The following is a 23,088-nucleotide window of genomic DNA, read 5'->3' as shown; positions in this document are numbered from 1 at the left end:
ATTTTCAGTGAGCTGATAATCTGGCGATGTCTTCCGGCGCCACGCCCAGTCCGCGCAGACAGAAATGCAGCACCTGCCGACGGACATGGGCGCGCTCGCAATCCCCTGTCGCCCAATGCCGTTCAGTGCTGGCCCAGACCACACCCTGAATAGACTGCGCCGCAGTGACGGGATCGATGTCACCAAACACGCCGCACTGCACCCCGCGCCGCAACTCTTCGATCAGCGGCTCCAGCATCTGGGCATAGGCGGGTTGAATGAGTTCAGGCGCGGCGAACATCTGCGACTGGGCCTCCAGGGAAAGCTGGCGCAAATCGGATTTCATGTTGTCGTCGAACGCCAGATCCAGGCGTCCGTCGATCCACGCCGCAACCGACTCGACCGGAGACGGAGCGTCCGCCATTTTTCTTCGCAGCCTTCGCATCTCGACCCGTGCCATCTCCAGGAATATCGCCGCGACCAACTCGTCCTTGGATTCGAAGTGGCGATAAAACGCGCGGGTACTCAGTTGCGCGTGGTCCAGGACCGTAGCGATGCTGAGCCCTCGAACTCCTTGCTCGCGAATGGATTTCGCTGCTGCGGTCAGTATGGCGGTACGGACGTCGGGGTCGGGTGGAAGTTTGTTCCGCCGCCGCGTTGCTGGCGGTGTCATGCGGTCGCGTCGTAGGTGCGCAGATACTCGGCAAACCGTTCCCGCACACCCTCTGGCGTCAGACCGTAGTCCGCGAGATCGTAATCGTGTGCCCCGCGCGAACCGGGCCGGTGCTCGTGGGCCCATTGCTCGACGGAACGCAGGGTGGCGTCGGTGAACTCCAGCCCCAGGGATTCGTATGCCGCCGCAAGCGTTTTCACCGGGTCACTCTGCAGGTCAGCGAAGGCCACGTCGGCGAACCGGTCGTCACCGACACGCGTGCGGAAGTCCATTGCTCGTCGTACACCCTCGGCCCAGCTGGCCAGTTGCTCGGCCCCGAGTTCTTCCGGGTCGTCCCGGTCGCTGCTCCAGCTGCGGACGTACCGGATGAGGCTGCAGACCGAACCCATGACTTTGGCCGGATCACGGTGGCTCCACATGAATTTGGCTTCTGGGTAGGCCGCCACAAGAGCGTCCAGGGCAAACATGTGCACCGGGGTCTTGAGATGCCACAGAGTCGGTGGACAGTGCCACTGCAGGAGTTTGAGCACCCGGCGATGGAACGTGTAGGTTTCGCGCATATCGGAATGCATCAGCCACGCGACATAGCCCGGAACCCGTACGACTCCGTCGAAATGGTAGGTACGGAAACTCATCCCCATCAAGTCCTGGCATTCGGTTGGGGCCGTCGCCTCGGAGTTGTACAGCGTCTTCATCAACGGGAACATGTCGTGCAGCATCTTCAGCCCCGCCTCGGCCTGGGCGATGCGGGGATCGGTGTGCTGAGTGGCAGCCTCGGGTGGCGGGGTCGGAGCTTGCGATTCCCACATCCGCAAGGATCGGAACTGCGGGTCGGCCGCGACCAGTTGGCTCAAAGCTGTTGTCCCGGTGCGGGGTAGCCCGATCACGAAGACCGGCCCGCCCACAACCTCGTCGTCGATTTCGGGGTGCCGGGCGTACGTGTCCTCGATCTTGAGGCGCTGGATCAGGGCGTTACTGATGGTGGCGTGCTGGATGATCTCGCCCATTTCGGACAGCCCCGCCTCGGTGTTCAGCGCTTCGACGGTGCGCTCCAAGCCCTCCCGGTAATAGGGCGAGCCGAAGTCGTCGAGGCCCGTCGCGGCGCGGGCACCGTCCTCCAGCTGGTCGGCCGAGAACGTCACGAGGCCGAAAACCTCATCGTGCGAACCTTTCTGCCACGGCGCGGCGGCGCCGCGCCAGCACGGACGCCCGTTCGTCGGGGGTGATCCGCATGGTCTGCGCGGGCAAAGCCGCGGCGATGTCATCGAACGAGACCAGCCGAGCGCTCGGGGTCGGGGCCGTTGAAGTCCGCACGCATCGCAGGATCATCGGGCCATTGCTGAAGCCGGCGGTGTCCAGCCAGTTCGCAACCCCGGGGTCGCGTCCGCACAGCACTACCCGCACCAGCCCGTCGGAGTCCACGACGGCCTGATGCCCGTTCAGGCTGGACTGGTGGCGGCCGTAATGGATCGTCTCCCACCACGGGTTGCCGAGTGAGTAACTCCAATACACGCCCTCGGGTGGTTCGACTTCGAGGATCAACGCCTCGTCAGGACCAAGTTCCCAGCGACCGATCACCGGCTTGTTCTCCGCGGCGGCTCCTATCGCGGTGCGGTCGATCGGCGGCAGGAACCCGTTGGCCGGTGGCGCGCTGCCGAATTGCAAGAAGAACTGCAGGTTGTCATGAACGAAGTCGCCTAGCGCGACCAGTTGCCGGGAAAGCGCCACGTCTGAATCGACCGATGGCGTCGCGGCTTCGACTGAGCCGCCAAGGTTTTCGATGTACAGCGACGACGGCACCTCGGTGTCCCAGTCGTAGAAGAAATGCCGGACGGTCAGGGTGGGATGATCTCCCTCGATGCGCATCCAGTTTCCGTCGCGCTCGTCGGCGGACAGCACGACCTCGAAGTTGCCGTCGGCGTCCACCTCGAGTTCGTCGACCAATTCGTTTGCGGTAGAGACGATTCCGTTCATGGTCTGCAGCCCGACATAGCGAGCGGAGCCGCGGTTGCCGAAGAGCCGGTAGCTCGCGCCGCCGCGCAGAATGGCGCGGGTGTAGATGCAGTCCGGGCACTCCATGCCCCACGTCAAGATGTCGTCGGTGCTGGTGCGCCGGACTGTCAGAGGTGGATCCGGATCGAAACGCAACGCTTCGTCGATTCCCGCAGCAAGCAGCACCAGCAAATGGCGCATGCCGGCGGCGAAATCGCGCCGGTTCCGATTCACCGGATCGGATTCGACAGCCTGTGCTGCCTCGGCAAGCCCGCGGGTCAGATGCGACCACGCCTGCGGCAGCTCGATGTCGCCCTCCGGTCTGGCCGACAACGACGCCTCGGCGATGGACAGCGGTAACCACGCCAGCGGTCTGTCCGCCACGGCTCCTCCGGATGCTTATCTGAAAATAGCATTTTCACTTAACGCTGAATCACTATCGCTGCCAACCGGCAGAATTGTCAATGGGTTTAGTGGATTCAGCGAGCGCGTTGCGGACAGTACGCCTGAATCGAGACGTCTATGTAGTCGTCGGCCTTGCTGGCAAGGTCGGGATTACTCTGGCGAAACGCGTCGGCCTCAGCTTGTCTGGTCACACCCCGCGCAAGGTCGCTGCAGACCAGCTTGCCGTTGGCGATAGCGGTGTCGGGATTGCTGAAAGTGATGCCCTTGTTGTTGAGCGCCTGGATATACCTTCTGTCCTGATCTGGACTCGAGGTGACTGACGTCGACGGTGCCCCGGCGGTCGCCGAGTTCGCGGGTTCGGCGGAGGTAAGGGTGGTCGTCGCCGGCGAGGGTGCGGCCTTGGTCGGAGAGTTGTCCGTGGCCAGAATCCAACGCCCCAACACGATGGCACCGGCCAGCACCACCCCGGCCACCACCAGCAGGCCGGCGATCCGCAGCGTCGCCGACCACGACTGGCCGGTTGCTTCCTCGCGCGGTTCTTCCTCGCGGACCTCGCTGAAGTCGCCCAAGTCGTCGCCCACGTCGTTGCCGGTCGACCAAGCCAGCTCAACCTTGTCGGTGGGTCTGGTGTTCGGCAGCGCACTGGTTTGACCCCCGCCGAGCGGGGAGGCGACGGTCTGGCCGCCATCTAGTGAGGCGGCGACGGTGGGGTCGGAAGGCCGCCGGACACGCTTGGCCATGAGGGCCATGGTAGCCACCCGAATCCCCGACCCGCGGCAACTGCGTCAAGTCAGGTAACGGTTGCGCCACCGAGCCAGACGACCCGCGGGCAAGGGAATCGCGGCCATCACCGAGCTCATCGACGAGGCCACCGATTTCGCGTGTGCTCTGGGCTCACCGGGGGCCGGCGGGCCGGAGCCCTCCCACCAGGTCGGCTCTAGCAGCGCCGACGTCACCGGAATCGCCTTCTCGACGCTGTTGCGCCCCCACTCGCACGCGCGGTCGATGGCCGCGACCGAGGGAGCCAGGTTGATCGGTGACAGCGTCGGCGCAAACCGCACGAGGTGGTCGGCGTAGGGCGCATTGCGCAGCATCTGCAACTGGATCGCCTGCAGGATCGGTGCCAGCCACAGGTGCCGCGAGTCCCATTGCGGGTGGAAGCAGTCGAAGGCCAGATAGCAGGCGTTGCGGGTGCCGAGCTTGCCGTCGCGCACTCGCTTCCACGCCAGCTCGACGGGCACGTTGCTGGCCGCGCCGCCGTCGACGAGGGCGGCGACGTCTTTTTCCTCGCACAGCTCGTCGAGGATCGGGATCATGTCAGGGTCGCTGGTCTCGTGGTGCAAAACGCCGGGGATGGCCGACGAAAACGACGCCGCATCAATGACATTCAGGTCGCGGGCCGGGTCGTCACCGCTGATGACTATCGGCTTGACCACCCGCACGTCGATGAACGCCGACACCTGCCACATGCGGGCACCCACCCGCGGTCCGATGCCGATCGGAATGAAAGGCAGCGAGCGCCCCTGCAGCGCGGCCAGCTCAGGACGCCGGAATTTTGACGGCAGCGCCCGGTAGGGCTGCTTGCGCACACCGGCGACGACGACGTCCAGCGGGATCGCCAGCTCCGACATCCGCAGCAGCTCGCCATCCTCACGGCTGAGCAACGCTCGTGCGAACTGGTCGAAGCGCAGTGCGAACAGGCCGGCCAGACCATGGCGGCGGCGCGTCCGCTCGGGTCCGAGGATGGCGCGGTAGGAGACCGTCTTCGCCCAGTCGACGTACTCCTCGATCGGCACCGGCAAGGTCCGCGCCACCAGGCTGCCGATGATCGACCCGAACGACGACCCGATCAGGTAGTCCGGCACCCGGCAGGCCTCCAGCAGGCGCTGCATGCCGCCGATGTAGACGAAACCCGCACCGCCGCCGCCGCCGAGCACCGTGACGAGTTTCTTGTAGCCGACTTCGGCGTCCAGTTCGGCGGGGGAGAAGTCATTCCCGTGGCGCTCGATGAGCACCTGACGCTGGTCGTCCTGATCGGCGGCCAGGACCGTCAGCGCGTCTCGTGCCGTGGTCAGTGCCGTGACCGGGTCCTGCTCCTCGCGCAGCGGTCCGTACAGCGCGTCGGTAACCCTGGACCGCCACGGGGCCACTTCAGCGCCGACGGCGATGTCCCCACGTCCGCGGCTGCCGCCCGGACCGGCCGCCCCTGGCTCGAAGTCGTCGAGTCTGGCGAAGTTGAGGATGTAGCGCAGCTTGCGCAGTTCCTCGCTGCCCAGCACGTCCGGCGTCGCCAAGTGCAGCCGGATGAGCCGGTTTTCCATCCGCTGCAGCAATAGCGCGGGGTCGGCTTCGGGCAGATCGACCGTGTCTTCGGCCGCATCGGTGTCGGTCGCCTCGTCCTCGGCTTCCTCGATGAGCTCGAGCTGATGGCCGCCCCGCCTCAATCGGCCGCGCAGCCGCATCTGGTTAAAGGCGAACGGGATCCGCATGAGGACCAACCCTCTCATGGTGACGTAGCGTCGATACATGGTCCAAGGCACCAGGGCCCGGCTTCAGCGCGTGGTGAACTACCAGATCAGCATCGGGGCCCTGCTGGAGCTGGCGTTGTGGCTGGCGATTCCGTACCTGTGTCTGGGCTCGGCCTGGACGGTTTTACACCCGGTGCAGACTCAGCAGATTCAGCGGCGGCTGGAACAGATTTCCCCGGTGGGAGCCGACGTGGGGGCATTCCTGTTGACGACGGCGCTCTGGCCGGCTTCGCTGCAGATCGCCGATGCCTGCCCGGCGCGCTGATGGGGCAGGTTACTCTGCGGCAATGTCGATAGATCGTGCCGCAGTGATCGCGGGCAGCATCCGGCTGGCCTCGGGCGTCCAATTCCTCGTCGATCCGCTGCGCGCCAACCGGCTCTGGGGCGACCCCGACCAGCCGTCGCCGACGGCGCGACTGCTGCTGCGGTCGATGGGTTACCGCGATGCCTTGATCGGTGGGCTGCTGTCGGCCTCGGGCCTGCGCGGCAAGAACACCCGCGGCTGGTTTTTGGCGTCCGCCGGCGCTGACGCGTCTGATCTGCTTGGCGGGATGAGCGTGCGCGACGAGCTGAAACGTTCACATCTCATCGGCCTGGGCGGTGCTGTCGTCGGCATCGGCGTCGGGCTTTGGGGCGCGGCGCGCCCGACGACGAGAGCCGACCAACCGCCAGCCGTGGCTACCAGCGACCAATAACGGCGTTCGCAGGGTTCGAGCGCCAACGAACGTGGGCTCACTGGGCGAGCGCTGCGTCGATCAGCGTCTCGGCCGCCGTGCGAGCCTGCTCCCACGTCGATGGGTCGTTCAACGACGTGGCCAGTGCGGCCGCACCCTCATACAGCACGGCGAGCTGGTTGGCCAATAGTCGCGGGTCGACAGCGCCCGCCTGCTCGGCCAGCTCGGTAACCGCGTCGATGAATTTGCGCTTGTTGGCACGGACGATCTCTTCAACCCTCGGCATGGATCCCGCGGCCTCGACAGCCGCGTTGTGGAAGGGGCAGCCCCGCAGTAGCGCTCCGCGTCCGACCGGAGCCTGGAAAAGGGCCAGGAGTCGCTCACGGGGCGTTTGGTCAGCGGCCAGCGTCCCGATGGGATTCGCGACGCGCGGCTCGATGCTGCGGAGGTACGCCTCGACCACCGCTGTCTTGCTCGGAAAGTGTTGGTAGAGCGTACGTTTGGACACCGACGATTCGGTTGCCAGCCGTTCGACGCCGGTGGCGTTGATGCCGTCTCGATAGAACAACTCGGCAGCAGTGTCCAGGATGCGCTGGCGCGCGCCACGGCCGTTCCTGCTCTTCGTGCGCTGCGCCATGGCAGAAGTATACCGAACGGTTTACTTCAGCGGTCAAGTGGTGTAGCGTCACGAATAGGAGTACACCGTTCGGTTTACTAAGAGTGGAAATGAATCGTCGATCGCCCGTGGTGTTGGTTACCGGTGTCTCGTCGGGAATTGGCCGAGCCGTTGCGAACGCGTTCGCGGCGAAGGGTTTTGAGGTCTTCGGCACCAGCCGCAATCCCGCCAGCACCGAACCCGTCCCCGGGGTGGAGTTGGTCCGGCTCGATGTCACCGACGCCGCCTCGGTCACCGCGGCGGTTTCGACGGTCGTCCAGCGCGCGGGCCGCATCGACATCTTGGTCAACAACGCCGGGGTGGGGGTCATCGGCGCCGCGGAGGAGAGTTCGGTCGCCCAGGCCCAACAGCTCTTCGACACCAACTTCTTCGGGCTGGTGCGCGTGACCCGTGAGGTGCTGCCGTACCTGCGTGCACAGCGCAGCGGCCGCATCGTCAACATCGGCTCGGTGCTGGGGATCTTGCCGGCGCCATACGGTGCGTTGTACGCGGCCACAAAGCACGCGGTGGAGGGATACTCCGAATCCCTCGACCACGAAGTCCGCGAATTCGGCATCCGGGTCTCCGTCGTCGAACCCGCGTATACCAACACCTCCTTCGAGGCCAACGCAACCGAGGCCGATTCGCCGATCGACAGTTACGCGACCACCCGCGAGCAGGTGCGGCAGGCCCTTAGCCAGGCGGTGCGCGGCGGTGACGATCCTGCGGTGGTCGCCCAGGTCGTGCTGAAGGCGGCGACCAGTCGCACGCCCAAGTTGAGGTATCCGGCCGGACCCATGGCCCATCGGCTGGCGCTGCTGCGCAGGTTTGCCCCGGCTTCCTTGCTGGACAAGGGAATTCGCAAGGCCAACAAGTTGGCTGCGACGCCTAAACCGAACCTGGTTGCCGCACGCTGAGCCAACGGCCGGGAATCGTCGCGCCGGCCTAGGTACGCTCAGCTTCTGCGCGGTCGGGTCGTTAGCAGGGAGGTGCAAGCATGCGTTTCGGTGTTCTGACGTTTCTCACCGACGAGGGCATTGGTCCGGTCGACCTGGGCGTGGCGCTGCAGGAGCGCGGGTTCGAGTCGCTGTTCGTCGCCGAGCACACGCACGTCCCCGTCGACCGGAAGACGCCGTACCCCAGCGGCGGCCGGCTCCCACGGAAGTATTACCGCCCGCTCGACCCGTTCGTGGCGCTGACGGCGGCCGCGGTGGCCGCCGAGCAGTTGGTGGTGGGTACCGGCATCGCCCTGGTCCCACAACGCGACCCGATCGTGACCGCCAAAGAGGTGGCATCACTGGATCTGGTGTCGCAGGGGCGATTTCGCTTCGGTGTCGGGGTGGGGTGGCTGCGCGAAGAGATCGCCAACCACGGTGTCGATCCCGCGGTACGCGGACGGCTGACCGACGAGCGGCTGGACGCGATGATCGCGATCTGGACGCAGGAGGAGGCGGAATTCCACGGCCAGTTTGTGGACTTCGACCCGATCTTTTGCTGGCCCAAGCCGGTGACGAAGCCGTTCCCTCCGCTGTATGTGGGTGGCGGGCCGGCGAACTTCAGGCGCATCGCCCGGATCGGTGCGGGGTGGATCGCGATAAGCCCGCTGCCGGAGCTTCTTTCGGGTCCGCTGAAAGAGCTGCGGTCCGTGGCCGGTGACGATGTGCCGGTCACGGTGTGTCAGTGGGGCGAGGACCAAACCGCGAAAACCGTTGCGGGTTATCGAGATCTAGGCGTGGAGCGAGTTCTGTTGGACCTGCCGACCGAGCCGCGCGACCAGACGCTGCGACGGCTGGACGAATTGGCGGCCGACCTCGCCCAATTGGGCTGAGGCCGTGCGGGGCTCAGGTGCCGCAGAAGGTCCGGTAGGCGCCGAAATCCTCGGGCGCCGGCTTGGTGTACCGCTCGAGACCCGGTCGCTCGTCAAAGGGAGCACGGACCGCGTCAAGGAGCCGCTCGAGTGGATCGAGATCACCGGCCGTCGCGGCGGTCAGGGCCTCCTCGACCAGATGGTTGCGTGGAATGTAGATCGGGTTGCTGCGATCCATCAGTTCGGCATCCGGACCCAGCGCCCGCCAACGTGACAACCACTCGTCGAAGCCGGCGAGATTGATGAACATGCCACGTGCGGCTTCGGCTTCGCCGCGCGCGGCTCGACCAAGATGCCGGAAGAACGAGGTGTAGTCGATATGGCTCTCCTTGAGCAGGGCGAGCAACTCGTCGACCAACGGCATGCCGACGCCGGGCGAAACATCAACGGACAAGCCGAGTTTGGCGCGCATCCCAGACCACCACACCGCGTCATACTGCATGCCGAACACTCCAAAGGACTGCTCTGCCAGCTTGATTGCCTCCTCGGTGTCGTCGGACAACAAAGGAAGAAGTGTCTCGGCGAACCGGGCGAGGTTCCATTGGGCGATCACCGGCTGATTGCCGTAGGCGTAGCGGCCCCAGTAATCGATTGAACTGAACACCGTTTCGGGGTCATAGGCTTCCATGAAGGCGCAGGGCCCGTAGTCGATGGTTTCGCCGGAGATGGTCATGTTGTCGGTGTTCATCACCCCGTGGACGAACCCGATCAGCATCCACCGGGCCACCAGCGACGCCTGGACCGCCACCACCGCCTGGAACAGCGCAAGATAAGGGTTCTCGGCCTGGGCCGCGCTGGGATAGTGACGGGCGATCGCATGGTCGGCCAGGCGCCGCAACAGCTCGACGTCGCCGGTGGATACGGCGTACTGGAAGGTCCCAACCCGCAGGTGACTGCTGGCGATCCGGACGAGCACGGCGCCGGGAAGCTCCGTTTCCCGCTGCACCGGGCGCCCGGTGGCCACGACGGCCAAGGACCTCGTCGTCGGGACGCCCAAAGCGTGCATCGCCTCGCTGACGATGTATTCGCGCAGCATCGGTCCCACCGCGGCCAGGCCGTCACCGCCGCGGGCAAACGGCGTAGGTCCGGAGCCTTTGAGATGGATGTCCACCACTCGCTCGTCGGCGCCGAGGAGCTCGCCCAGCAGCAGTGCGCGTCCGTCCCCCAACCGCGGGACCCACCCGCCGAATTGATGCCCGGCGTAGGCCTGCGCTACCGGAACGGCGCCGCTGGGGACCAGGTTGCCGACCAGGAAACGCACTCCATCGGGACTGCGCAGCCAGGCGGCGTCGAGGCCGAGTTGGCTGGCCAGCGGCTCGTTGAGGGCGAGCAGCCGCGGTGCCGGAGTCGACTCGGCTTGCCAGCGGACGGCCAATTCCGGCAACTCACGGGAAAAGCGGTCGTCCAGGGCGACGGCCATGTCCGAAGTGACGCTCACGTGACCCAGCCTACGGGCGAGCCGCCGGACTCAGCCGTCCTCGGCCGTATGCAACCCCTAGCCGATCGCTTGTTTGATCAGGTCACGGGCGCGGTCGAGCATCGAGGCGAACGGTCCGACGGCGAAGTTCAATTTGGCCGATTCCACACCGGGATGTGGGCGGGTCGGCGAGATGGCCTCGGCGGCCCGCACCGCTGTTCCCATCCGCTTGAGCTCATCGACGTCGAGTGTGCGCTCTAGGTGCGGGAATTCGTCGCTTTCCTCCCGTTCGGCGTGCTCGAGCACCGCGTCGCGCAGCTTGCCGAATTCGTCGATGAATTCCTTCGAGGTGATGTCGAGCTTCTCGATTTTCGACAGCTGCTCCTTGGCGCCGTGCTCTTCTGCTAATCGGGCGTCGACGATTCCGTCACCACCATCGACCTCCCGGCGCACTCGTGGATGCACCACCATTTCCTCGGCCGTCTCGTGCACAGCAAGCAATTGGCGTAACTCGATGAAAGGCTTTTCCCGTGCTTCGGGGTCGGATGCGTGCAATACCTCGTCGAACATGTCCTCGATGAGATTGTGTTGCGCTTTCAGAAACGCGACGACTTCGTCGGGCGATTCGATCATCATCTCGGCCACGGCGGTACCTCCGGTGATTGGGGATGCGGGCTGGGCTGTGCGCCGCTCGGGCGATAGATACCCGGCGAACGGACAGCTAAACGCCTCTGCGGCGTTGTTCGATTCGGTGCCGAGAGGATTTGCCCGTCCTGTACCGATGGATTTGGGCGTCGGCAAGAATGTCGTCATGCGATAGCCATGCGGCTACCGTTTACGCAACATCAACTCGGCATCGACAGCACCAAGAAAGACAGCGGCTCAATCAATGTATGAACAGGTCAACAGCCAAGCCCCGGGTCCCACCAACGCGGGTTCACGGATCGATCCGGTGCTAGCCCGGAGCTGGTTACTGGTCAACGGCGCGCACGCCGACCGGTTCGAGGCGGCGACGCACTCGCCTGCCGACATCGTCGTTCTGGACATCGAGGATGCGGTGGCACCGAAGGACAAGATCGCCGCTCGGAGCAACGTAGTGCAGTGGCTTGGAGCCGGAAACACCGACTGGGTTCGCATCAACGGCTTCGGCACGTCATGGTGGGCAGACGACCTCGCTGCGCTGGCCGGCAGCTCGGTCGGCGGGGTGATGCTAGCCATGGTCGAATCGGTGGACCACGTCACCGAGACCGCCTTACGGTTGCCTAACGTGCCGATCGTGGCGCTGGTCGAGACGGCCAGGGGCCTGGAGCGCATCACCGAAATCGCCGCTGCCAAAGGCACCTTCCGGCTGGCGTTCGGCATCGGCGATTTTCGCCGTGACACCGGGTTCGGCGAGGAACCGGCCACGCTGGCTTACGCGCGATCGCGGTTCACCATCGCCGCCAAAGCGGCCAACCTGCCCAGCGCCATCGATGGGCCGACCATCGGTTCCAACGCGCTGAAGCTCATCGAGGCCACCGCCGTCTCCGCCGAATTCGGCATGACGGGCAAGATCTGCCTCACCCCCGACCAATGTGCGGTGGTGAACGAGGGCCTATCGCCGTCGCAAGACGAAATCTCCTGGGCCAAGGAATTTTTCGCTGAATTCGAACGCGACGGCCGGGAGATTCGTAACGGCTCCGACCTGCCGCGCATCGCTCGGGCCACCAAGATCCTCAACCTGGCCCGCTCCTACGGCATCGAAGTGTCCGACTTCGACGACGAACGCGTGCACAGCCCGGCCCCGACGGACACTTATCACTACTGAGTCAGGAGGCGTGATGGACACTTCGGCGGCTGCTGACTTCGACGTCGACTTCCACTTCGATCCGATGTGCCCGTTCGCGTATCAGACTTCGTTGTGGATCCGCGACGTCCGCGAGCAACTCGGCATCACGGTCAATTGGCGGTTCTTCAGTCTCGAGGAGATCAATCGCGTCGAAGGCAAGATGCATCCTTGGGAGAGAGGGTGGTCCTACGGTTGGTCCTTGATGCGGATCGGGGCGCTGCTGCGCCGTACTGACATGTCATTGCTGGACAAGTGGTATGCCGCGATCGGACATGAACTGCACGCGCTCGGCGGCAAACCGCACGACCCGATGGTGGCGCGCCGTCTGCTGGGTGACATCGGTGTCGACGAGGCGATTGTCGATGTGGCACTTGGCGATCCGACGACGCACGACGAGATTCGCGCCGAGCACCAGCGCGTCGTCGACGCGGGCGGATATGGCGTCCCGACGCTGTTTATCTCGGACCAATGCCTGTTCGGGCCGGTACTGGTCGACCCGCCGACCGGTCCGGCCGCGCTGAGGCTCTGGGACGTCGTCACCGGCATGGCCGAGTTGCCGCACGTCTACGAACTGCAGCGGCCGAAATCGCAGGCCGACGCGGAACTCATAGGGACGCATCTGCGTCCCTACCTCGACGGGCGCGATTGGGTCAGCATCAACCGTGGTGAGATCGTCGACGTCGAAAAGCTCACCGGCGGAAGCGGTTCCGGGTAGCGGCGTGCGCAGCGGCCGCGGCTCGGACTTCCCGGCCTGTTAAGGAGTTTGAGCGACTTGGATCAAGCTGATCGTCTGGTCGGCTTCCATCGAGGGAAGTCCACAGGCTGGTCCGACGCTGACAGCGTGGATTGTCCCGTTCAACGTGATCGCGTCTAATGAATACGATTGATTCGCCGGCTGCGACGTTCCGTCGCCGCACTTGATGCCTTTCGGATCCCTGCTATTCCAGACCCACTTGCCATTCTGCAAATGTACGTCCTGGTTGATGAAACCAGTTGACGAGACGATATGGACGCATCCTGAACCGCACGGAGTCACCGACCACGTTGTGACGGTGCGGTCAGACGATGTGACGTCGTATTTACCCTCGAAATAGTTCGCCTGCGCCGGCGCCGCGAGAACGACCGAGATGCCGGCAAACATTGCGATGTTCCGGATAAGCGTTCTGATCTTCATTTCGCCACCTCCCTGAGGCCTTTAGAGATTAGCGTCCAGCGCCCCGGGCCGTTGGTCTTTTTGCGATGGTTCGCATCCGAAAGGCCCGCGTAGTCCCGCGCAGTGACTATCGTTATCCTGTGCCAGCCAAGCGTCGGATCCGAATAGCCCGGATCTACCAGGACGTCGATCCCGATGACGGTCAGCGCGTTCTCGTCGACCGCATTTGGCCGCGCGGCATACGCAAAGACGACCCGCGGGTGGGTATCTGGCTCAAAGACGTGGCGCCGTCGAAAGAGCTTCGCGAGTGGTACCACCACCGACCCGAACGGTTCGACGAGTTCGCCGCACGCTACAAAGCCGAGCTGACCGACAATCCCGCTTTGGACGAACTGCGAAAGCTGGCCAAGAGCGGCGTCGTCACCCTGGTCACCGCCGTCCGCGACCTGGACGGCAGCCACGCGGCCGTTCTGGCAAAGGCACTGAAAGGCCGCTGAGGCTGAGTGGCGAGCAGACGCAAAATCCCCCGAAAAGCGTGCTTTCCGGGGGATTTTGCGTCTGCTCGCCGTGCTAATAGTCGTACTGCGCCAGCGCGGTATCACCGGGGCGCCGTGTCTCGTCGATCGAAACCGCGGCCGGAACCATCTCACTGGTCACCAGCCCGTGACGAGTCGTGAGCCCGTCGACTATGTCGAAGCTGCGCGCGATGGACTCGGGCGTGTCGACGACGATCGTGGTCACCGGCACCGTGCGTGCCAGTTGAAATAGCTTGTCGCCGTGTGGTTTATGGTCACCGTGGAATCCCCACATGCCGCGTAGCACCGTCGCGCCCCGGGCGGTCCCGGATCTCAGCAATTGCTCGACGATGGCGCGGTGGATCGGCAGGCCGTCGTGCCGGGTTGCTTCGGTGGTATAGACCATCAGCTTCTGCCAGAGGGGGCGTCCCTGGTCGTCGGTCGCCGGCAGCTCCTGTGGGCGCGCGTAGAGTTCGCCGTCGCGCTTGCACATCCGCACCCGTTCGACGGTCAGCAGCGGGTTTGGTGTCAGTGCGGTGAGTTCGGTTGCAGCGGAAGCGACTTGGGCGGTGGACCCGATCCCGATGATCATCAGCGGAACATCGACGTTGCGGCCGAAGAAGCGGGCCCGACGACGCTCGCCGCGCGCGGTTCCGTCGACGCCGAGAAGCGTGATCGCGCCGGCGAATCCGTGTCGATGCAGCACCTCGCATATTGCGTAGTAGGTCGGTTTCCCGCCGATCCGCTCCTGACGACCCACATACACGGTGAGCTTGGCCCCGTCGTCGCTTTGGCCGTTGTTGTAACCGTCGAACCTCAAGCCGTCCAACTGCGTGACCAGTCGGGCACGTTCCAGCGTCACCAGTCCGCTGGCGGTCATCGCGGTCACGTCGCGCACCAACGAGCGGATCTTGGACTCGACGTCGACCGCGGCGACGGCCACCGCGGGATCCTCGGACAGGCTCAACGATACGTCGCTACGCAGTTCGTGTTTGGCGCCGAAACTGGCTATGCCACGCAGCATTACGCTCGTCGCGACCCCGCTGGCGCCGAACAGGTCCAGCATCGCATCGGCCAAGAACCTGCGTCCCGGACCGAGCGCCCGTTGCCGCTCGGCGAAGTACGTCGTCAACTTCAAACACGGCTGGTTCACAGCTGCTCCGCCAACCATTGGCCGAGTAGCGCCGCGCCCATCCCAAGGCCGACGCTGACGACCACGTTGGCCAGCGCCGGGCGAACCTGGCGCTCCTCGGCAAGCCGCTGGGTCTCCAGCATCCAGGTGGAGAACGTGGTGTAGGCGCCCACGAACGCGGTGCCGGCCAGCAGGGCCGCCTCCCGGCTCAGCGCAAGACCGCCCAGAAAACCCAACAGCGCAGCGCCGCTGATGTTCACCGCCAGCGTGCCGAACGGAAACGTCCGGGCCGTTCGACGCGCGACGGCGCGGTCCACCAGGAAACGCGCCACCGACCCGAACCCGCCGAGGGCCATCACACCGGTCCAGACCAAAGCTGTCATGAGCGAACGCGCACCCGCCGAGTCAACGCCGTGGCCAGGTGTACCGCCAACAAGCCGACCACAATGCTGACGATCGTGTAGCTCGCGGCCAGGGCCCAATGGTGGTGTTCGATCATCCTCAACGTCTCGACCTGCATGGTGGAAAACGTGGTCAGTCCACCGCAGAGTCCGGTGCCGAGCAGCGGACGTCGATAGCTCGACAACGGCAACCGCTCGAGCAGCCGGGTGGTGAAGTAGCCGACCAGAACGGCGCCGACGATGTTGACGGTGAACGTCGGCCAGGGCCAGCTCGCCGGATCGGGGACCGCCAGCGTGGCAAGCGCGGCTCGGGCCAGCGCACCCAACGCTCCACCGGCGAAAATCGCGGACAGCTCCCGAAAGTCGTGCTTTGCCACTGGTCGAATCCCTTCGATGTGCCGGTGGTGCGCTTCGCAGCGTAACGGGACGCACGAGTGGCGCACGGGCAGAATGGTCGTCATGGTGGCCAACCCGCGTGCCGGTCAGCCGGCCCAGCCCGAGGACCTCGTCGATCTGCCCCATCTGGTGACCGCGTACTACACCATCCAGCCCGATCCCGACGACGTCGCCCAGCAGGTGTCGTTCGGCACGTCGGGCCATCGCGGGTCGTCGCTGGCCGGAGCGTTCAACGAGGCCCATATCGTGGCGATCACCCAGGCCATCGTCGAGCATCGCACCGCCCACGGCATCACCGGACCGCTGTTCATTGGCCGTGACACACATGGCCTTTCGGAGCCGGCCTGGGTGTCGGCCCTCGAGGTGCTGGCCGCCGACGACGTCGAGGTCGTGATCGACTCGAGAGACCGTTACACGCCCACGCCGGCAATCAGCCACGCCATCCTCACCTACAACCGCGACCACGCCGACTCGCTGGCCGACGGGATCGTCGTGACGCCGTCGCACAACCCTCCCGCAGACGGCGGTTTCAAATACAACCCGCCCAACGGCGGTCCGGCGGACACCGACGTCACCGATGCAATTGCCAAGCGCGCCAACGAGATTCTGCGTAGCGGCTCGGCGGTGAAGCGCGTGCCGTTTGCTCGCGCGCGGCAGGCCGCGCGCCGGCACGACTATCTCGCAAGCTATGTCGACGACCTGCCCAATGTCGTCGATGTCGCTGCGATCCGCGCAGCCGGCGTTCGGATCGGCGCGGATCCGCTGGGCGGGGCCAGCGTTGACTACTGGGGGGAGATCGCTGAAAGGCACGAACTTGATCTGACCGTCGTCAATCCGCTGGTGGATGCGACGTGGCGGTTCATGACGCTGGACACCGACGGCAAGATCCGGATGGACTGCAGTTCGCCGGACGCGATGGCCTCGCTGATCGCAAACCGCGAGCACTACCAGATCGCCACCGGCAACGACGCCGACGCCGACCGGCACGGCATCGTCACGCCCGACGGGGGCTTGTTGAATCCGAACCACTATCTAGCGGTGGCCATCGACTATCTCTATACGCACCGGCCTGCGTGGCCCGCGGGCATAGCGGTGGGCAAGACGGTGGTCAGTTCGTCGATCATCGACCGGGTGGTGGGCGGTCTCGATCGCCGGCTGGTCGAGGTGCCGGTGGGGTTCAAGTGGTTCGTCGACGGCCTGATTGGTGGCACCATCGGTTTCGGCGGCGAGGAGTCGGCGGGGGCATCGTTTTTGCGGCGCGACGGTTCGGTGTGGACCACCGATAAGGACGGCATCATCATGGCGTTGCTGGCCGCCGAGATCCTGGCCGTCACCGGTGAGACGCCGTCGCAGCGGTACCAGGCGTTGGCCGGCCAGTACGGCACCCCGTCGTACGCGCGGGTCAATGCGCCCGCTGACCGCGAGCAGAAGGCGCGGCTGGCCAAGCTGTCGGCCGATCAGGTGAGCGCCACCGAACTGGCGGGGGAGCCGATTTTGGCGAAGCTGACCTGCGCGCCCGGCAACGGCGCTCCGCTGGGCGGGCTCAAGGTGACCACCGCCAACGCGTGGTTTGCCGCCCGGCCGTCGGGCACCGAGGACGTCTACAAGATCTACGCCGAGTCCTTCAATGGGCCGGAACACCTGGCCGAGGTGCAGAAGTCCGCTCAGCAGGTCGTCGATCAAGTGATTGGGTAGGGCCGTGGCTGGTTCGCCACACCCGTCACTTCCGTCCCTGCAGGGAGGTCGTATCCGATCTCGGAATACGGTATCGCATGCGATACCACTGTGCCCTCACCAGCGACTTTGAAGGCACCCTGACAGTGGTGTAGCTTCGATTGGCACAACTTCTCGGGGCTATGGCGCAGCTGGTAGCGCACCACACTGGCAGTGTGGGGGTCAGGGGTTCGAGTCCCCTTAGCTCCACTCACTCCTCGTCCTCGTCCACGGGCACCGCTTCGCGATCGCGCTGATTGAGCTGGTTGCTCAGCAAGGCCATGGCAATCAGACCGAGCGACAAGTTGATCAGCGCTGCGAAACCCTCTGTGGCGAAATGGACCAACGCGCTCAGCAACGTAAATAACAGTGCGGTGTCTCGTAGCCAACGCAGCGGCCAGATGTGTTGGGTGCGTCGTAGCGCGATCGTCGCCGGCAGTGCCATGGCCAACGTCAGCGCAGCGCCACCCATCAGAATCGCGGTTCCGACGTTCATCCCGGCCAGGTGAAACTTCACCAGCGTGTCGCGGTGGAGATACCCGTCCAGCGCTACGCCCAGGGTGTGGAAGAACAGGCTGCCCAGCGCGGCCGCCACAATCAGCCAGCCGATAACCGGAACCAGCCGGCTGCTTTTGACGAAGGCCGGAGTCAGACGCTGGATCCACAGCTGGGCGGTGTAGAGCCGATCCGAAGCCGTGGGAGCCGAGTGCAACAGCGCATGTACGTGGTCGGCGTCGTCGGCATCGACCCCGCCGAGGCGGGCGCGTTCGACCAGCCTCAACCCCACCTCGCGCCGGTGCTCGCCCAGGCCGCGTGCGACCCCGTCCGCGGCGATCATGCTCGCGGAAGCCAAGCATTCGTGTGCGCTCAGTGGGCGGATTGCGCGCATCGCGCGGGTACCGACCAACACCACGGTGACAAGCACGTACATGATTTCGGCGGCAGGGCCATAGAAGTAGTCGTTGTTCTTGGTCACGAATTTCCCGACCTCATCCAGGACGAGTCCAAACCCGATTCCACCCAGCACGACAGCAACATTGCGGGCGTCTCGCCCCAGCAGCAGCCAGCCCGTCAGCAGGGCGGCCATCATCAGCAACTCCCCGTACAGAGTGTGCGCAATGTGCAGATTGCCGCCGCCGACTTGCGGATAGCCGGTCAGCTTCAAGTACGAGCGGGTGACCAGGATCGTCGCGATCGCGATGAAGATGAACGACTCCGCATAGCCCTGGCCGGTGAAGTTGCGGCATACCGGACCGCGACGTGTGGCTTGTTGCTTTGTCACTGATGCACCGCCTCGCTGACAAAAGGTTGCGGCTCCCGCGCGTCCCCGGGTGGACTAGTTTCGCCGAAACTGTAATTTTGCAGCAAAAGCTCGAGAAGAAGCCTGCAAAATTACCGGCTCGGTGCGCCAAGACCTGCCGTGTAGTGCGGACCGAGAGGCGGCCAGCTGATGTGGCCCAACACCGCCGAATTCGCTGCGCTGAACACCGCCGTGCGCGAGTTCAGCCCGTACCACTCGTCGCATTGGGCGGTGCTTGCAGTGTTCGCGATCGGGTCGGCTGCGCTGGTCTGGATCGGACGTCGGCAGAGCGAATCGCAGGCACGAATCCTGCGCCGGGTGTTAGCGGCTCTGACTGCGGCGATCTACGCTGCGCAGCTGGTGTATCTGCTGCTCCCGCCGACCATCGCCGATTCGGTGCCGCTGCGCCTGACCGATCTCGCGACCGTTACGGCGGCCTATGCCCTGTGGTCGCAACGACATTGGGCTTTCGCCCTCACCTACTACTGGGGCCTGGTATTGAGCACACAGGCATTGATTTCTCCGGTTCTGTATGCCCCGGACTTTCCCCACTACGAATTCCTTGCGTTCTGGGCCATCCATCTGCTTGTCGTCTGGGCTGCCATCTATCTCACCTGGGGCCGTGGAAGGCGGCCGCGGTGGCGCAGCTATCGCATCGCGGTCGCCGCAACGCTGCTATGGGCGGCGGTGACATTCACGTTCAACACACTCGCTGGAACCAACTACGGCTTCCTCAACCGAAAACCCGCCACCGCGACGCTGCTGGATGTACTGGGTCCATGGCCGCTGTACATACTGACCGCGGGCGTGCTGATCGTCATCGTCTGGGCCCTGATGACCTGGCCTTGGGAGCGAACACCACGAGACGGCCCGGGCCGCGAGTAGCGTGCTGCCCATGACTCGACAGCTGGATGCGGCGGCCATCGCGCAATCACCGCAGACGCGCGTGCAGGCGTGGCTGGACGAATTCGAGTCCGCGCTGGCGGCGCGCGACATCGACCGGGTGGTAGCGAAGTTCGTCCCGGACGGCCTCTGGCGCGACCTGGTGGCGTTCACCTGGAACATCAAAACCGTCGAGGGACGCGACGGCATCGCCGATATGTTGCGCGCGCGACTCGAAGACACCGAGCCGTCCGGATTCCGTACCCGCGAAACACCGACCGACGACGGCGGTGGCGTGACGTCGGCGTTCATCGAATTCGAGACGGCGGTCGGGCGGGGTGTCGGTCATCTGCGGCTCAAGGACGGCCTCGGCTGGACACTGTTGACCGCGCTCGACGAGTTGAAGGGCCATGAGCAGCCGATCAATTCCCGTCGCGCACTGGGCGCAGTACACGGCCCCGATCCGGACGGCCGGTCGTGGGCGGAAAAGCGTGCGGAAGAGGAAGCGTCGCTGGGCTATTCGCAGCAGCCCTACGTGGTGGTCGTCGGCGGAGGGCAAGGCGGAATCGCACTCGGTGCGCGGTTGCGCCAGCTCGGGGTCCCGGCCATCGTCGTCGATAAGCATGCGCGCCCGGGCGACAACTGGCGCGAGCGGTACAAGACGCTGTGCCTTCATGATCCGGTGTGGTACGACCACTTTCCGTATCTGCCGTTCCCGGCGAACTGGCCGGTCTTCTCGCCCAAGGACAAAATCGCGGACTGGCTGGAGTTCTACGCGAGGGTGATGGAGATCCCGTACTGGACCTCGACGACGTGCCTGTCGGCGTCGTTCGACGCCCAGGCAAAGCGGTGGGAAGTCGAGGTCGACCGCGGCGCCGAACGGCTCACGCTGCGGCCCACCCACCTGGTGCTGGCGACGGGAATGGCCGGCAAGCCAAACCTGCCAAAGTTACCTGGCCAGAACGTCTTTCGCGGAGAGCAGCATCATTCGAGCCAGCACCCCGGCCCGGACGGGTATGCCGGCAAGCGCGCCGTGGTGATCGGCTCCGGCACATCCGCGCACGACATCTGCAAAGCGCTGTACGAGAACGGCGCTGACGTCACGATGGTGCAGCGCGCGTCCACCCTCGTCGTCACGTCGGAGGCGGTGCTCGAGATCGGGCTCGGCGGCCTCTACTCGGAGCAGGCGGCGGCCGCCGGTATCACCACCGAGAAAGCCGACCTGACGGTCGCATCGCTGCCATACCGAATCATCGCGGACTTTCAAAAACCGATATCCGACGCAATGCGGCTGCGGGACAAGGACTTATACGAGCGGTTGGACAAGGCTGGCTTCCGCCTGGATTTCGGCGACGACGATTCCGGCCAATTCATGAAGTACCTGCGCCGCGGTGGCGGCTTCTATATCGATGTCGGCGCGTCCGACCTGATCTGCGACGGCAGCATCAAGTTGTGCCACGGCGGGATCCAGCGGCTGACCGAGAAGGCGGTGATTCTCGACGACGGCACCGAACTGCCCGCCGACCTGATCGTCTACGCCACCGGATTCAGATCGATGAACAGCTTCGTGGCGGACCTCATCGGCCAGGACGTCGCCGACAAAGTCGGCAAGGTGTGGGGCCTGGGGTCGGGCACCACCCAAGATCCCGGCCCGTGGGAAGGCGAGTTGCGCAACATGTGGAAGCCGACCCAGCAGGAGAACCTGTGGTTCCACGGCGGCAACCTGCACCAATCCCGGCACTATTCGCTATTTCTCGCGCTGCAACTCAAGGCCCGCTATGAAGGCATCCCCACACCGGTATACGGGTTGCAGGAAGTGCACCATTTGAGTTAAGTGCTTGTGCAGCAACGCCTTTCACACACCAACAGCGCGTTCGAGATCCTTGAGAGACGTTTCCAGGTGCGCCAGCAGTCGCTGCAGGTGCGGCACACTTTGGCGGCATGCCAGCAGGCCGAAATCGAGGCTATCCGCATTGTTGATGAAGGTGATATTCAGGGCCTGCCCATTTGTGAGATGGGATAGCGGGTAGCTGGCATCCATCCGGGCACCGCCGGAATACATCCGCTCGGCCGGTCCGGGCACGTTTGAGATGACGAGGTTGAAGGGCGGCGGCGTCGTCGACACAAAACCGGGCAGATCACCCAGCCCGAGCGGAACGATGCTCATCGCCGACAATGCGACCACCTGCGCCCGCGGCAGCTCGGCGAGAACCTTCTTGTTGCCCCGCATTGCCGTGGCGATGATCTCGATCCGCTGCGCGGGGTCGTCGACGTCGGTGGCCAGGTTGCACAGGATGGCGCCGACCTTGTTGCCGCTGCTGCCGTCGTCTGCCGTCGGCCGCAGGCTCACTGGCACCAACGCGATCAGCGGCGTGTCCGGCAGCGCCTCCTGCTCGAGTAGGTAGTAGCGCAAGGCGCCGGCGCACATCGCCAGGACTGCGTCGTTGAAGCTCACCCCGGCGGCTTTCTTCACCCGCATCACCCGGTCCAGCGACCACGACTGAGCAGCGAACCGGCGGGCTTCCCGGATCTTGACGTTGAACATGGTGCGCGGTGCGGCGAAAGGCAACGTCAACTGCTGCTCCACCAGCGCTCCACGAGCCAGCTTCAACGTCGAAGAGGGAAGCCCCGCAACGGATCCCGCGGCCTTGGTCAAAGAACCCAATATGGACTGCCCTGCTGCCGGTGGACGCTCGAGTTGAGGCACGGTCCACATCGCGCGCACCTCCGTCTCGAACGGATCGACAGAGAGTGAGCGTTCCAATAGCTTGGCCGCCGCGGCGCCGTCGATCAGCGAGTGGTGCACCCTGATGTACAAGCCGAATCGGCCGTCGTTCAGCCCTTCCACCACATACGCCTCCCAGAGCGGGCGACGACGATCGAGCAGGCTGGTATGCAGCTTGGCGGTCAGCTCGAGCAGGTCACGAACTCGTCCCGGGGACGGCAGTGCCACTCGCTGCACGTGGTAATTGGCGTCAATCTCGTCGTCGTAGGTCCATGCCAGGATGTCGACCCCAGGCACTATCCGGGCGGGGCGCTTACGGAAGGTGGGCTGAATCGGTTCGTTGGCAACCAGCGCGCCGGTGAAATTCCGGACGAACTCGGGACCTGCCCCTTCTGGTGGTGTGAACAACGACAAGCCGCCCACGTGCAGAGGGTGCTCACGTGATTCGGCGAGTAGATACAGCGAGTCGGTGGGCACCATCAAGTCCATCCACCCATTAGACCGCGCCAGCAAATTGGCTGCCCTGGTTTTGGCTGAGCCTGACGTCGCCAGAGACCGCATATGTACGCGATACACCGATAATTCCTGGCAATATGAGGACTCTCGCGAAGCCGTCGCCCATATGAGGTCGCTTAGAGCCGGACGGTGCCGCTTCTTTCTCAGCGGGGTCTCAGCCGCGCGCTAATACACTGGCGCTCCCACGCCCGGGGCGGTTTACCCGTCTTGCGGGCACACACCGTTGGGGGGTCAAGCGATGCGGCAAATGGTCCCGGTATGTAGTCGCGATGACGTCGAGGAACCTTGCGCGCTACCGGCGAACGGGCGGCACCGGGCTCGGTCGCTGCCACCCCAC

24 protein-coding genes and 1 tRNA gene are annotated in these 23,088 nt (G+C 64.9%); 11 read left to right on the top strand and 14 right to left on the bottom strand.

Annotated elements, in window-relative coordinates:
* Positions 1-4 precede the first annotated feature (4 nt).
* The 5 genes from AC5Y2L_RS14100 to AC5Y2L_RS14080 form a co-directional block, all read right to left on the bottom strand.
* Complete coding sequence (locus AC5Y2L_RS14100; protein ID WP_499935976.1) at positions 5-652, bottom strand: TetR/AcrR family transcriptional regulator; 648 nt, start codon at positions 650-652, stop codon at positions 5-7.
* Positions 649-1,794 (bottom strand): sulfotransferase family protein, encoded by a 1,146-nt coding sequence (locus tag AC5Y2L_RS14095; protein WP_499935978.1) that lies wholly within the window; start codon positions 1,792-1,794, stop codon positions 649-651. The genes AC5Y2L_RS14100 and AC5Y2L_RS14095 overlap by 4 nt, the downstream gene beginning before the upstream one ends.
* 13 nt (positions 1,795-1,807) lie before the next feature.
* Entirely contained in the window at positions 1,808-3,028 is a 1,221-nt protein-coding gene (locus AC5Y2L_RS14090) for a DUF1214 domain-containing protein (protein ID WP_499935980.1), read from the bottom strand.
* A gap of 95 nt (positions 3,029-3,123) precedes the next feature.
* On the bottom strand, positions 3,124-3,789 hold the full coding sequence (locus AC5Y2L_RS14085; protein ID WP_499935982.1) for a DUF732 domain-containing protein: 666 nt from the start codon (positions 3,787-3,789) through the stop codon (positions 3,124-3,126).
* Positions 3,790-3,834: 45 nt separating this feature from the next.
* The gene (locus AC5Y2L_RS14080) at positions 3,835-5,538 is read right to left on the bottom strand and encodes a patatin-like phospholipase family protein (protein ID WP_499936193.1); all 1,704 of its coding nucleotides are present in this window, start codon (positions 5,536-5,538) and stop codon (positions 3,835-3,837) included.
* A gap of 37 nt (positions 5,539-5,575) precedes the next feature.
* Here AC5Y2L_RS14080 and AC5Y2L_RS14075 point away from each other — a divergent pair, with 37 nt between their 5' ends.
* Together AC5Y2L_RS14075 and AC5Y2L_RS14070 are read left to right on the top strand one after the other, a co-directional pair.
* Positions 5,576-5,842, top strand: a complete 267-nt coding sequence (locus tag AC5Y2L_RS14075) for a hypothetical protein (RefSeq protein ID WP_499935983.1) — start codon at positions 5,576-5,578, stop codon at positions 5,840-5,842.
* 22 nt (positions 5,843-5,864) lie between these two features.
* Positions 5,865-6,272 (top strand): DUF4267 domain-containing protein, encoded by a 408-nt coding sequence (locus AC5Y2L_RS14070; RefSeq protein ID WP_499935985.1) that lies wholly within the window; start codon positions 5,865-5,867, stop codon positions 6,270-6,272.
* A gap of 37 nt (positions 6,273-6,309) precedes the next feature.
* Here AC5Y2L_RS14070 and AC5Y2L_RS14065 read toward each other — a convergent pair whose 3' ends face one another.
* Positions 6,310-6,888, bottom strand: coding sequence for a TetR/AcrR family transcriptional regulator (locus AC5Y2L_RS14065; RefSeq protein WP_499935986.1), 579 nt, complete (start codon positions 6,886-6,888; stop codon positions 6,310-6,312).
* An 89-nt stretch (positions 6,889-6,977) separates the two neighbouring features.
* On the opposite strand from AC5Y2L_RS14065, the gene AC5Y2L_RS14060 reads away from it, so the two are divergent.
* Both AC5Y2L_RS14060 and AC5Y2L_RS14055 read left to right on the top strand, forming a co-directional pair.
* Complete coding sequence (locus AC5Y2L_RS14060) at positions 6,978-7,823, top strand: oxidoreductase (RefSeq protein WP_499935988.1); 846 nt, start codon at positions 6,978-6,980, stop codon at positions 7,821-7,823.
* An 80-nt stretch (positions 7,824-7,903) separates the two neighbouring features.
* Positions 7,904-8,734 (top strand): LLM class F420-dependent oxidoreductase, encoded by an 831-nt coding sequence (locus AC5Y2L_RS14055; protein WP_499935990.1) that lies wholly within the window; start codon positions 7,904-7,906, stop codon positions 8,732-8,734.
* A gap of 13 nt (positions 8,735-8,747) precedes the next feature.
* Here the strand turns inward: AC5Y2L_RS14055 and AC5Y2L_RS14050 are convergent, their stop codons facing one another.
* Both AC5Y2L_RS14050 and AC5Y2L_RS14045 read right to left on the bottom strand, forming a co-directional pair.
* Positions 8,748-10,193 carry a protein adenylyltransferase SelO gene (locus tag AC5Y2L_RS14050; protein ID WP_499936195.1) on the bottom strand — a complete coding sequence of 482 codons (1,446 nt, stop codon included), beginning with the start codon at positions 10,191-10,193 and terminating at the stop codon, positions 8,748-8,750.
* A gap of 75 nt (positions 10,194-10,268) precedes the next feature.
* Positions 10,269-10,826, bottom strand: coding sequence for a hemerythrin domain-containing protein (locus AC5Y2L_RS14045; protein ID WP_499936196.1), 558 nt, complete (start codon positions 10,824-10,826; stop codon positions 10,269-10,271).
* Between the two features lie 253 nt (positions 10,827-11,079).
* Here AC5Y2L_RS14045 and AC5Y2L_RS14040 point away from each other — a divergent pair, with 253 nt between their 5' ends.
* Together AC5Y2L_RS14040 and AC5Y2L_RS14035 are read left to right on the top strand one after the other, a co-directional pair.
* Positions 11,080-11,997, top strand: a complete 918-nt coding sequence (locus AC5Y2L_RS14040) for an HpcH/HpaI aldolase/citrate lyase family protein (protein ID WP_499935992.1) — start codon at positions 11,080-11,082, stop codon at positions 11,995-11,997.
* A gap of 13 nt (positions 11,998-12,010) precedes the next feature.
* Positions 12,011-12,733 carry a mycothiol-dependent nitroreductase Rv2466c family protein gene (locus AC5Y2L_RS14035; protein WP_499935994.1) on the top strand — a complete coding sequence of 241 codons (723 nt, stop codon included), beginning with the start codon at positions 12,011-12,013 and terminating at the stop codon, positions 12,731-12,733.
* A 39-nt stretch (positions 12,734-12,772) separates the two neighbouring features.
* Here AC5Y2L_RS14035 and AC5Y2L_RS14030 read toward each other — a convergent pair whose 3' ends face one another.
* A complete protein-coding gene (locus AC5Y2L_RS14030) occupies positions 12,773-13,192 on the bottom strand; it encodes a hypothetical protein (protein WP_499935996.1) in 420 nt (139 codons plus the stop codon).
* A gap of 119 nt (positions 13,193-13,311) precedes the next feature.
* Here AC5Y2L_RS14030 and AC5Y2L_RS14025 point away from each other — a divergent pair, with 119 nt between their 5' ends.
* Positions 13,312-13,668 (top strand): DUF488 domain-containing protein, encoded by a 357-nt coding sequence (locus AC5Y2L_RS14025; protein WP_499935998.1) that lies wholly within the window; start codon positions 13,312-13,314, stop codon positions 13,666-13,668.
* A 73-nt stretch (positions 13,669-13,741) separates the two neighbouring features.
* Here the strand turns inward: AC5Y2L_RS14025 and AC5Y2L_RS14020 are convergent, their stop codons facing one another.
* Genes AC5Y2L_RS14020 through crcB (AC5Y2L_RS14010) form a run of 3 tightly spaced genes read right to left on the bottom strand, consistent with a single transcriptional unit; the run spans position 13,742 to position 15,596 of the window.
* A complete protein-coding gene (locus AC5Y2L_RS14020) occupies positions 13,742-14,839 on the bottom strand; it encodes a DUF190 domain-containing protein (protein WP_499935999.1) in 1,098 nt (365 codons plus the stop codon).
* Entirely contained in the window at positions 14,836-15,201 is a 366-nt protein-coding gene (gene crcB / locus AC5Y2L_RS14015) for a fluoride efflux transporter CrcB (protein WP_499936001.1), read from the bottom strand. Before crcB (AC5Y2L_RS14015) ends, AC5Y2L_RS14020 begins: the two co-directional genes overlap by 4 nt.
* Positions 15,198-15,596, bottom strand: coding sequence for a fluoride efflux transporter CrcB (gene crcB / locus AC5Y2L_RS14010; RefSeq protein WP_499936003.1), 399 nt, complete (start codon positions 15,594-15,596; stop codon positions 15,198-15,200). The genes crcB (AC5Y2L_RS14015) and crcB (AC5Y2L_RS14010) overlap by 4 nt, the downstream gene beginning before the upstream one ends.
* A gap of 82 nt (positions 15,597-15,678) precedes the next feature.
* Between crcB (AC5Y2L_RS14010) and pgm the strand changes: the two genes are divergently transcribed.
* Both pgm and AC5Y2L_RS14000 read left to right on the top strand, forming a co-directional pair.
* Complete coding sequence (gene pgm, locus AC5Y2L_RS14005; RefSeq protein WP_499936005.1) at positions 15,679-17,310, top strand: phosphoglucomutase (alpha-D-glucose-1,6-bisphosphate-dependent); 1,632 nt, start codon at positions 15,679-15,681, stop codon at positions 17,308-17,310.
* Positions 17,311-17,465: 155 nt separating this feature from the next.
* A tRNA-Ala gene (locus AC5Y2L_RS14000) sits at positions 17,466-17,538 on the top strand.
* Position 17,539: 1 nt separating this feature from the next.
* Here the strand turns inward: AC5Y2L_RS14000 and AC5Y2L_RS13995 are convergent.
* Positions 17,540-18,610: a hypothetical protein gene (locus AC5Y2L_RS13995; protein WP_499936007.1), complete on the bottom strand. Its 1,071-nt coding sequence runs from the start codon at positions 18,608-18,610 to the stop codon at positions 17,540-17,542.
* Between the two features lie 168 nt (positions 18,611-18,778).
* Between AC5Y2L_RS13995 and AC5Y2L_RS13990 the strand changes: the two genes are divergently transcribed.
* Together AC5Y2L_RS13990 and AC5Y2L_RS13985 are read left to right on the top strand one after the other, a co-directional pair.
* Positions 18,779-19,513 (top strand): YwaF family protein, encoded by a 735-nt coding sequence (locus AC5Y2L_RS13990; RefSeq protein ID WP_499936008.1) that lies wholly within the window; start codon positions 18,779-18,781, stop codon positions 19,511-19,513.
* A gap of 10 nt (positions 19,514-19,523) precedes the next feature.
* Positions 19,524-21,344: an FAD-dependent oxidoreductase gene (locus AC5Y2L_RS13985; protein ID WP_499936010.1), complete on the top strand. Its 1,821-nt coding sequence runs from the start codon at positions 19,524-19,526 to the stop codon at positions 21,342-21,344.
* 21 nt (positions 21,345-21,365) lie between these two features.
* Here the strand turns inward: AC5Y2L_RS13985 and AC5Y2L_RS13980 are convergent, their stop codons facing one another.
* Positions 21,366-22,724, bottom strand: coding sequence for a WS/DGAT/MGAT family O-acyltransferase (locus AC5Y2L_RS13980; protein ID WP_499936012.1), 1,359 nt, complete (start codon positions 22,722-22,724; stop codon positions 21,366-21,368).
* Positions 22,725-23,088 lie beyond the last annotated feature (364 nt).

The sequence above is a fragment of the Mycobacterium sp. NGS66 genome (assembly GCF_059812225.1).
This window is presented reverse-complemented; position numbering and strand designations above follow the sequence as displayed.

Coding starts and splice junctions, on each gene's coding strand:
- AC5Y2L_RS14100 (WP_499935976.1), bottom strand. CDS start 652: ATGACACCGCCAGCAACGCGGCGGCGGAACAAACTTCCACCCGACCCC.
- AC5Y2L_RS14085 (WP_499935982.1), bottom strand. CDS start 3,789: ATGGCCAAGCGTGTCCGGCGGCCTTCCGACCCCACCGTCGCCGCCTCA.
- AC5Y2L_RS14080 (WP_499936193.1), bottom strand. CDS start 5,538: ATGCGGATCCCGTTCGCCTTTAACCAGATGCGGCTGCGCGGCCGATTG.
- AC5Y2L_RS14075 (WP_499935983.1), top strand. CDS start 5,576: ATGGTCCAAGGCACCAGGGCCCGGCTTCAGCGCGTGGTGAACTACCAG.
- AC5Y2L_RS14070 (WP_499935985.1), top strand. CDS start 5,865: ATGTCGATAGATCGTGCCGCAGTGATCGCGGGCAGCATCCGGCTGGCC.
- AC5Y2L_RS14065 (WP_499935986.1), bottom strand. CDS start 6,888: ATGGCGCAGCGCACGAAGAGCAGGAACGGCCGTGGCGCGCGCCAGCGC.
- AC5Y2L_RS14060 (WP_499935988.1), top strand. CDS start 6,978: ATGAATCGTCGATCGCCCGTGGTGTTGGTTACCGGTGTCTCGTCGGGA.
- AC5Y2L_RS14055 (WP_499935990.1), top strand. CDS start 7,904: ATGCGTTTCGGTGTTCTGACGTTTCTCACCGACGAGGGCATTGGTCCG.
- AC5Y2L_RS14050 (WP_499936195.1), bottom strand. CDS start 10,193: ATGGCCGTCGCCCTGGACGACCGCTTTTCCCGTGAGTTGCCGGAATTG.
- AC5Y2L_RS14045 (WP_499936196.1), bottom strand. CDS start 10,826: ATGATGATCGAATCGCCCGACGAAGTCGTCGCGTTTCTGAAAGCGCAA.
- AC5Y2L_RS14040 (WP_499935992.1), top strand. CDS start 11,080: ATGTATGAACAGGTCAACAGCCAAGCCCCGGGTCCCACCAACGCGGGT.
- AC5Y2L_RS14035 (WP_499935994.1), top strand. CDS start 12,011: ATGGACACTTCGGCGGCTGCTGACTTCGACGTCGACTTCCACTTCGAT.
- AC5Y2L_RS14030 (WP_499935996.1), bottom strand. CDS start 13,192: ATGAAGATCAGAACGCTTATCCGGAACATCGCAATGTTTGCCGGCATC.
- crcB (WP_499936001.1), bottom strand. CDS start 15,201: ATGACAGCTTTGGTCTGGACCGGTGTGATGGCCCTCGGCGGGTTCGGG.
- pgm (WP_499936005.1), top strand. CDS start 15,679: ATGGTGGCCAACCCGCGTGCCGGTCAGCCGGCCCAGCCCGAGGACCTC.
- AC5Y2L_RS13990 (WP_499936008.1), top strand. CDS start 18,779: ATGTGGCCCAACACCGCCGAATTCGCTGCGCTGAACACCGCCGTGCGC.
- AC5Y2L_RS13985 (WP_499936010.1), top strand. CDS start 19,524: ATGACTCGACAGCTGGATGCGGCGGCCATCGCGCAATCACCGCAGACG.
- AC5Y2L_RS13980 (WP_499936012.1), bottom strand. CDS start 22,724: ATGGACTTGATGGTGCCCACCGACTCGCTGTATCTACTCGCCGAATCA.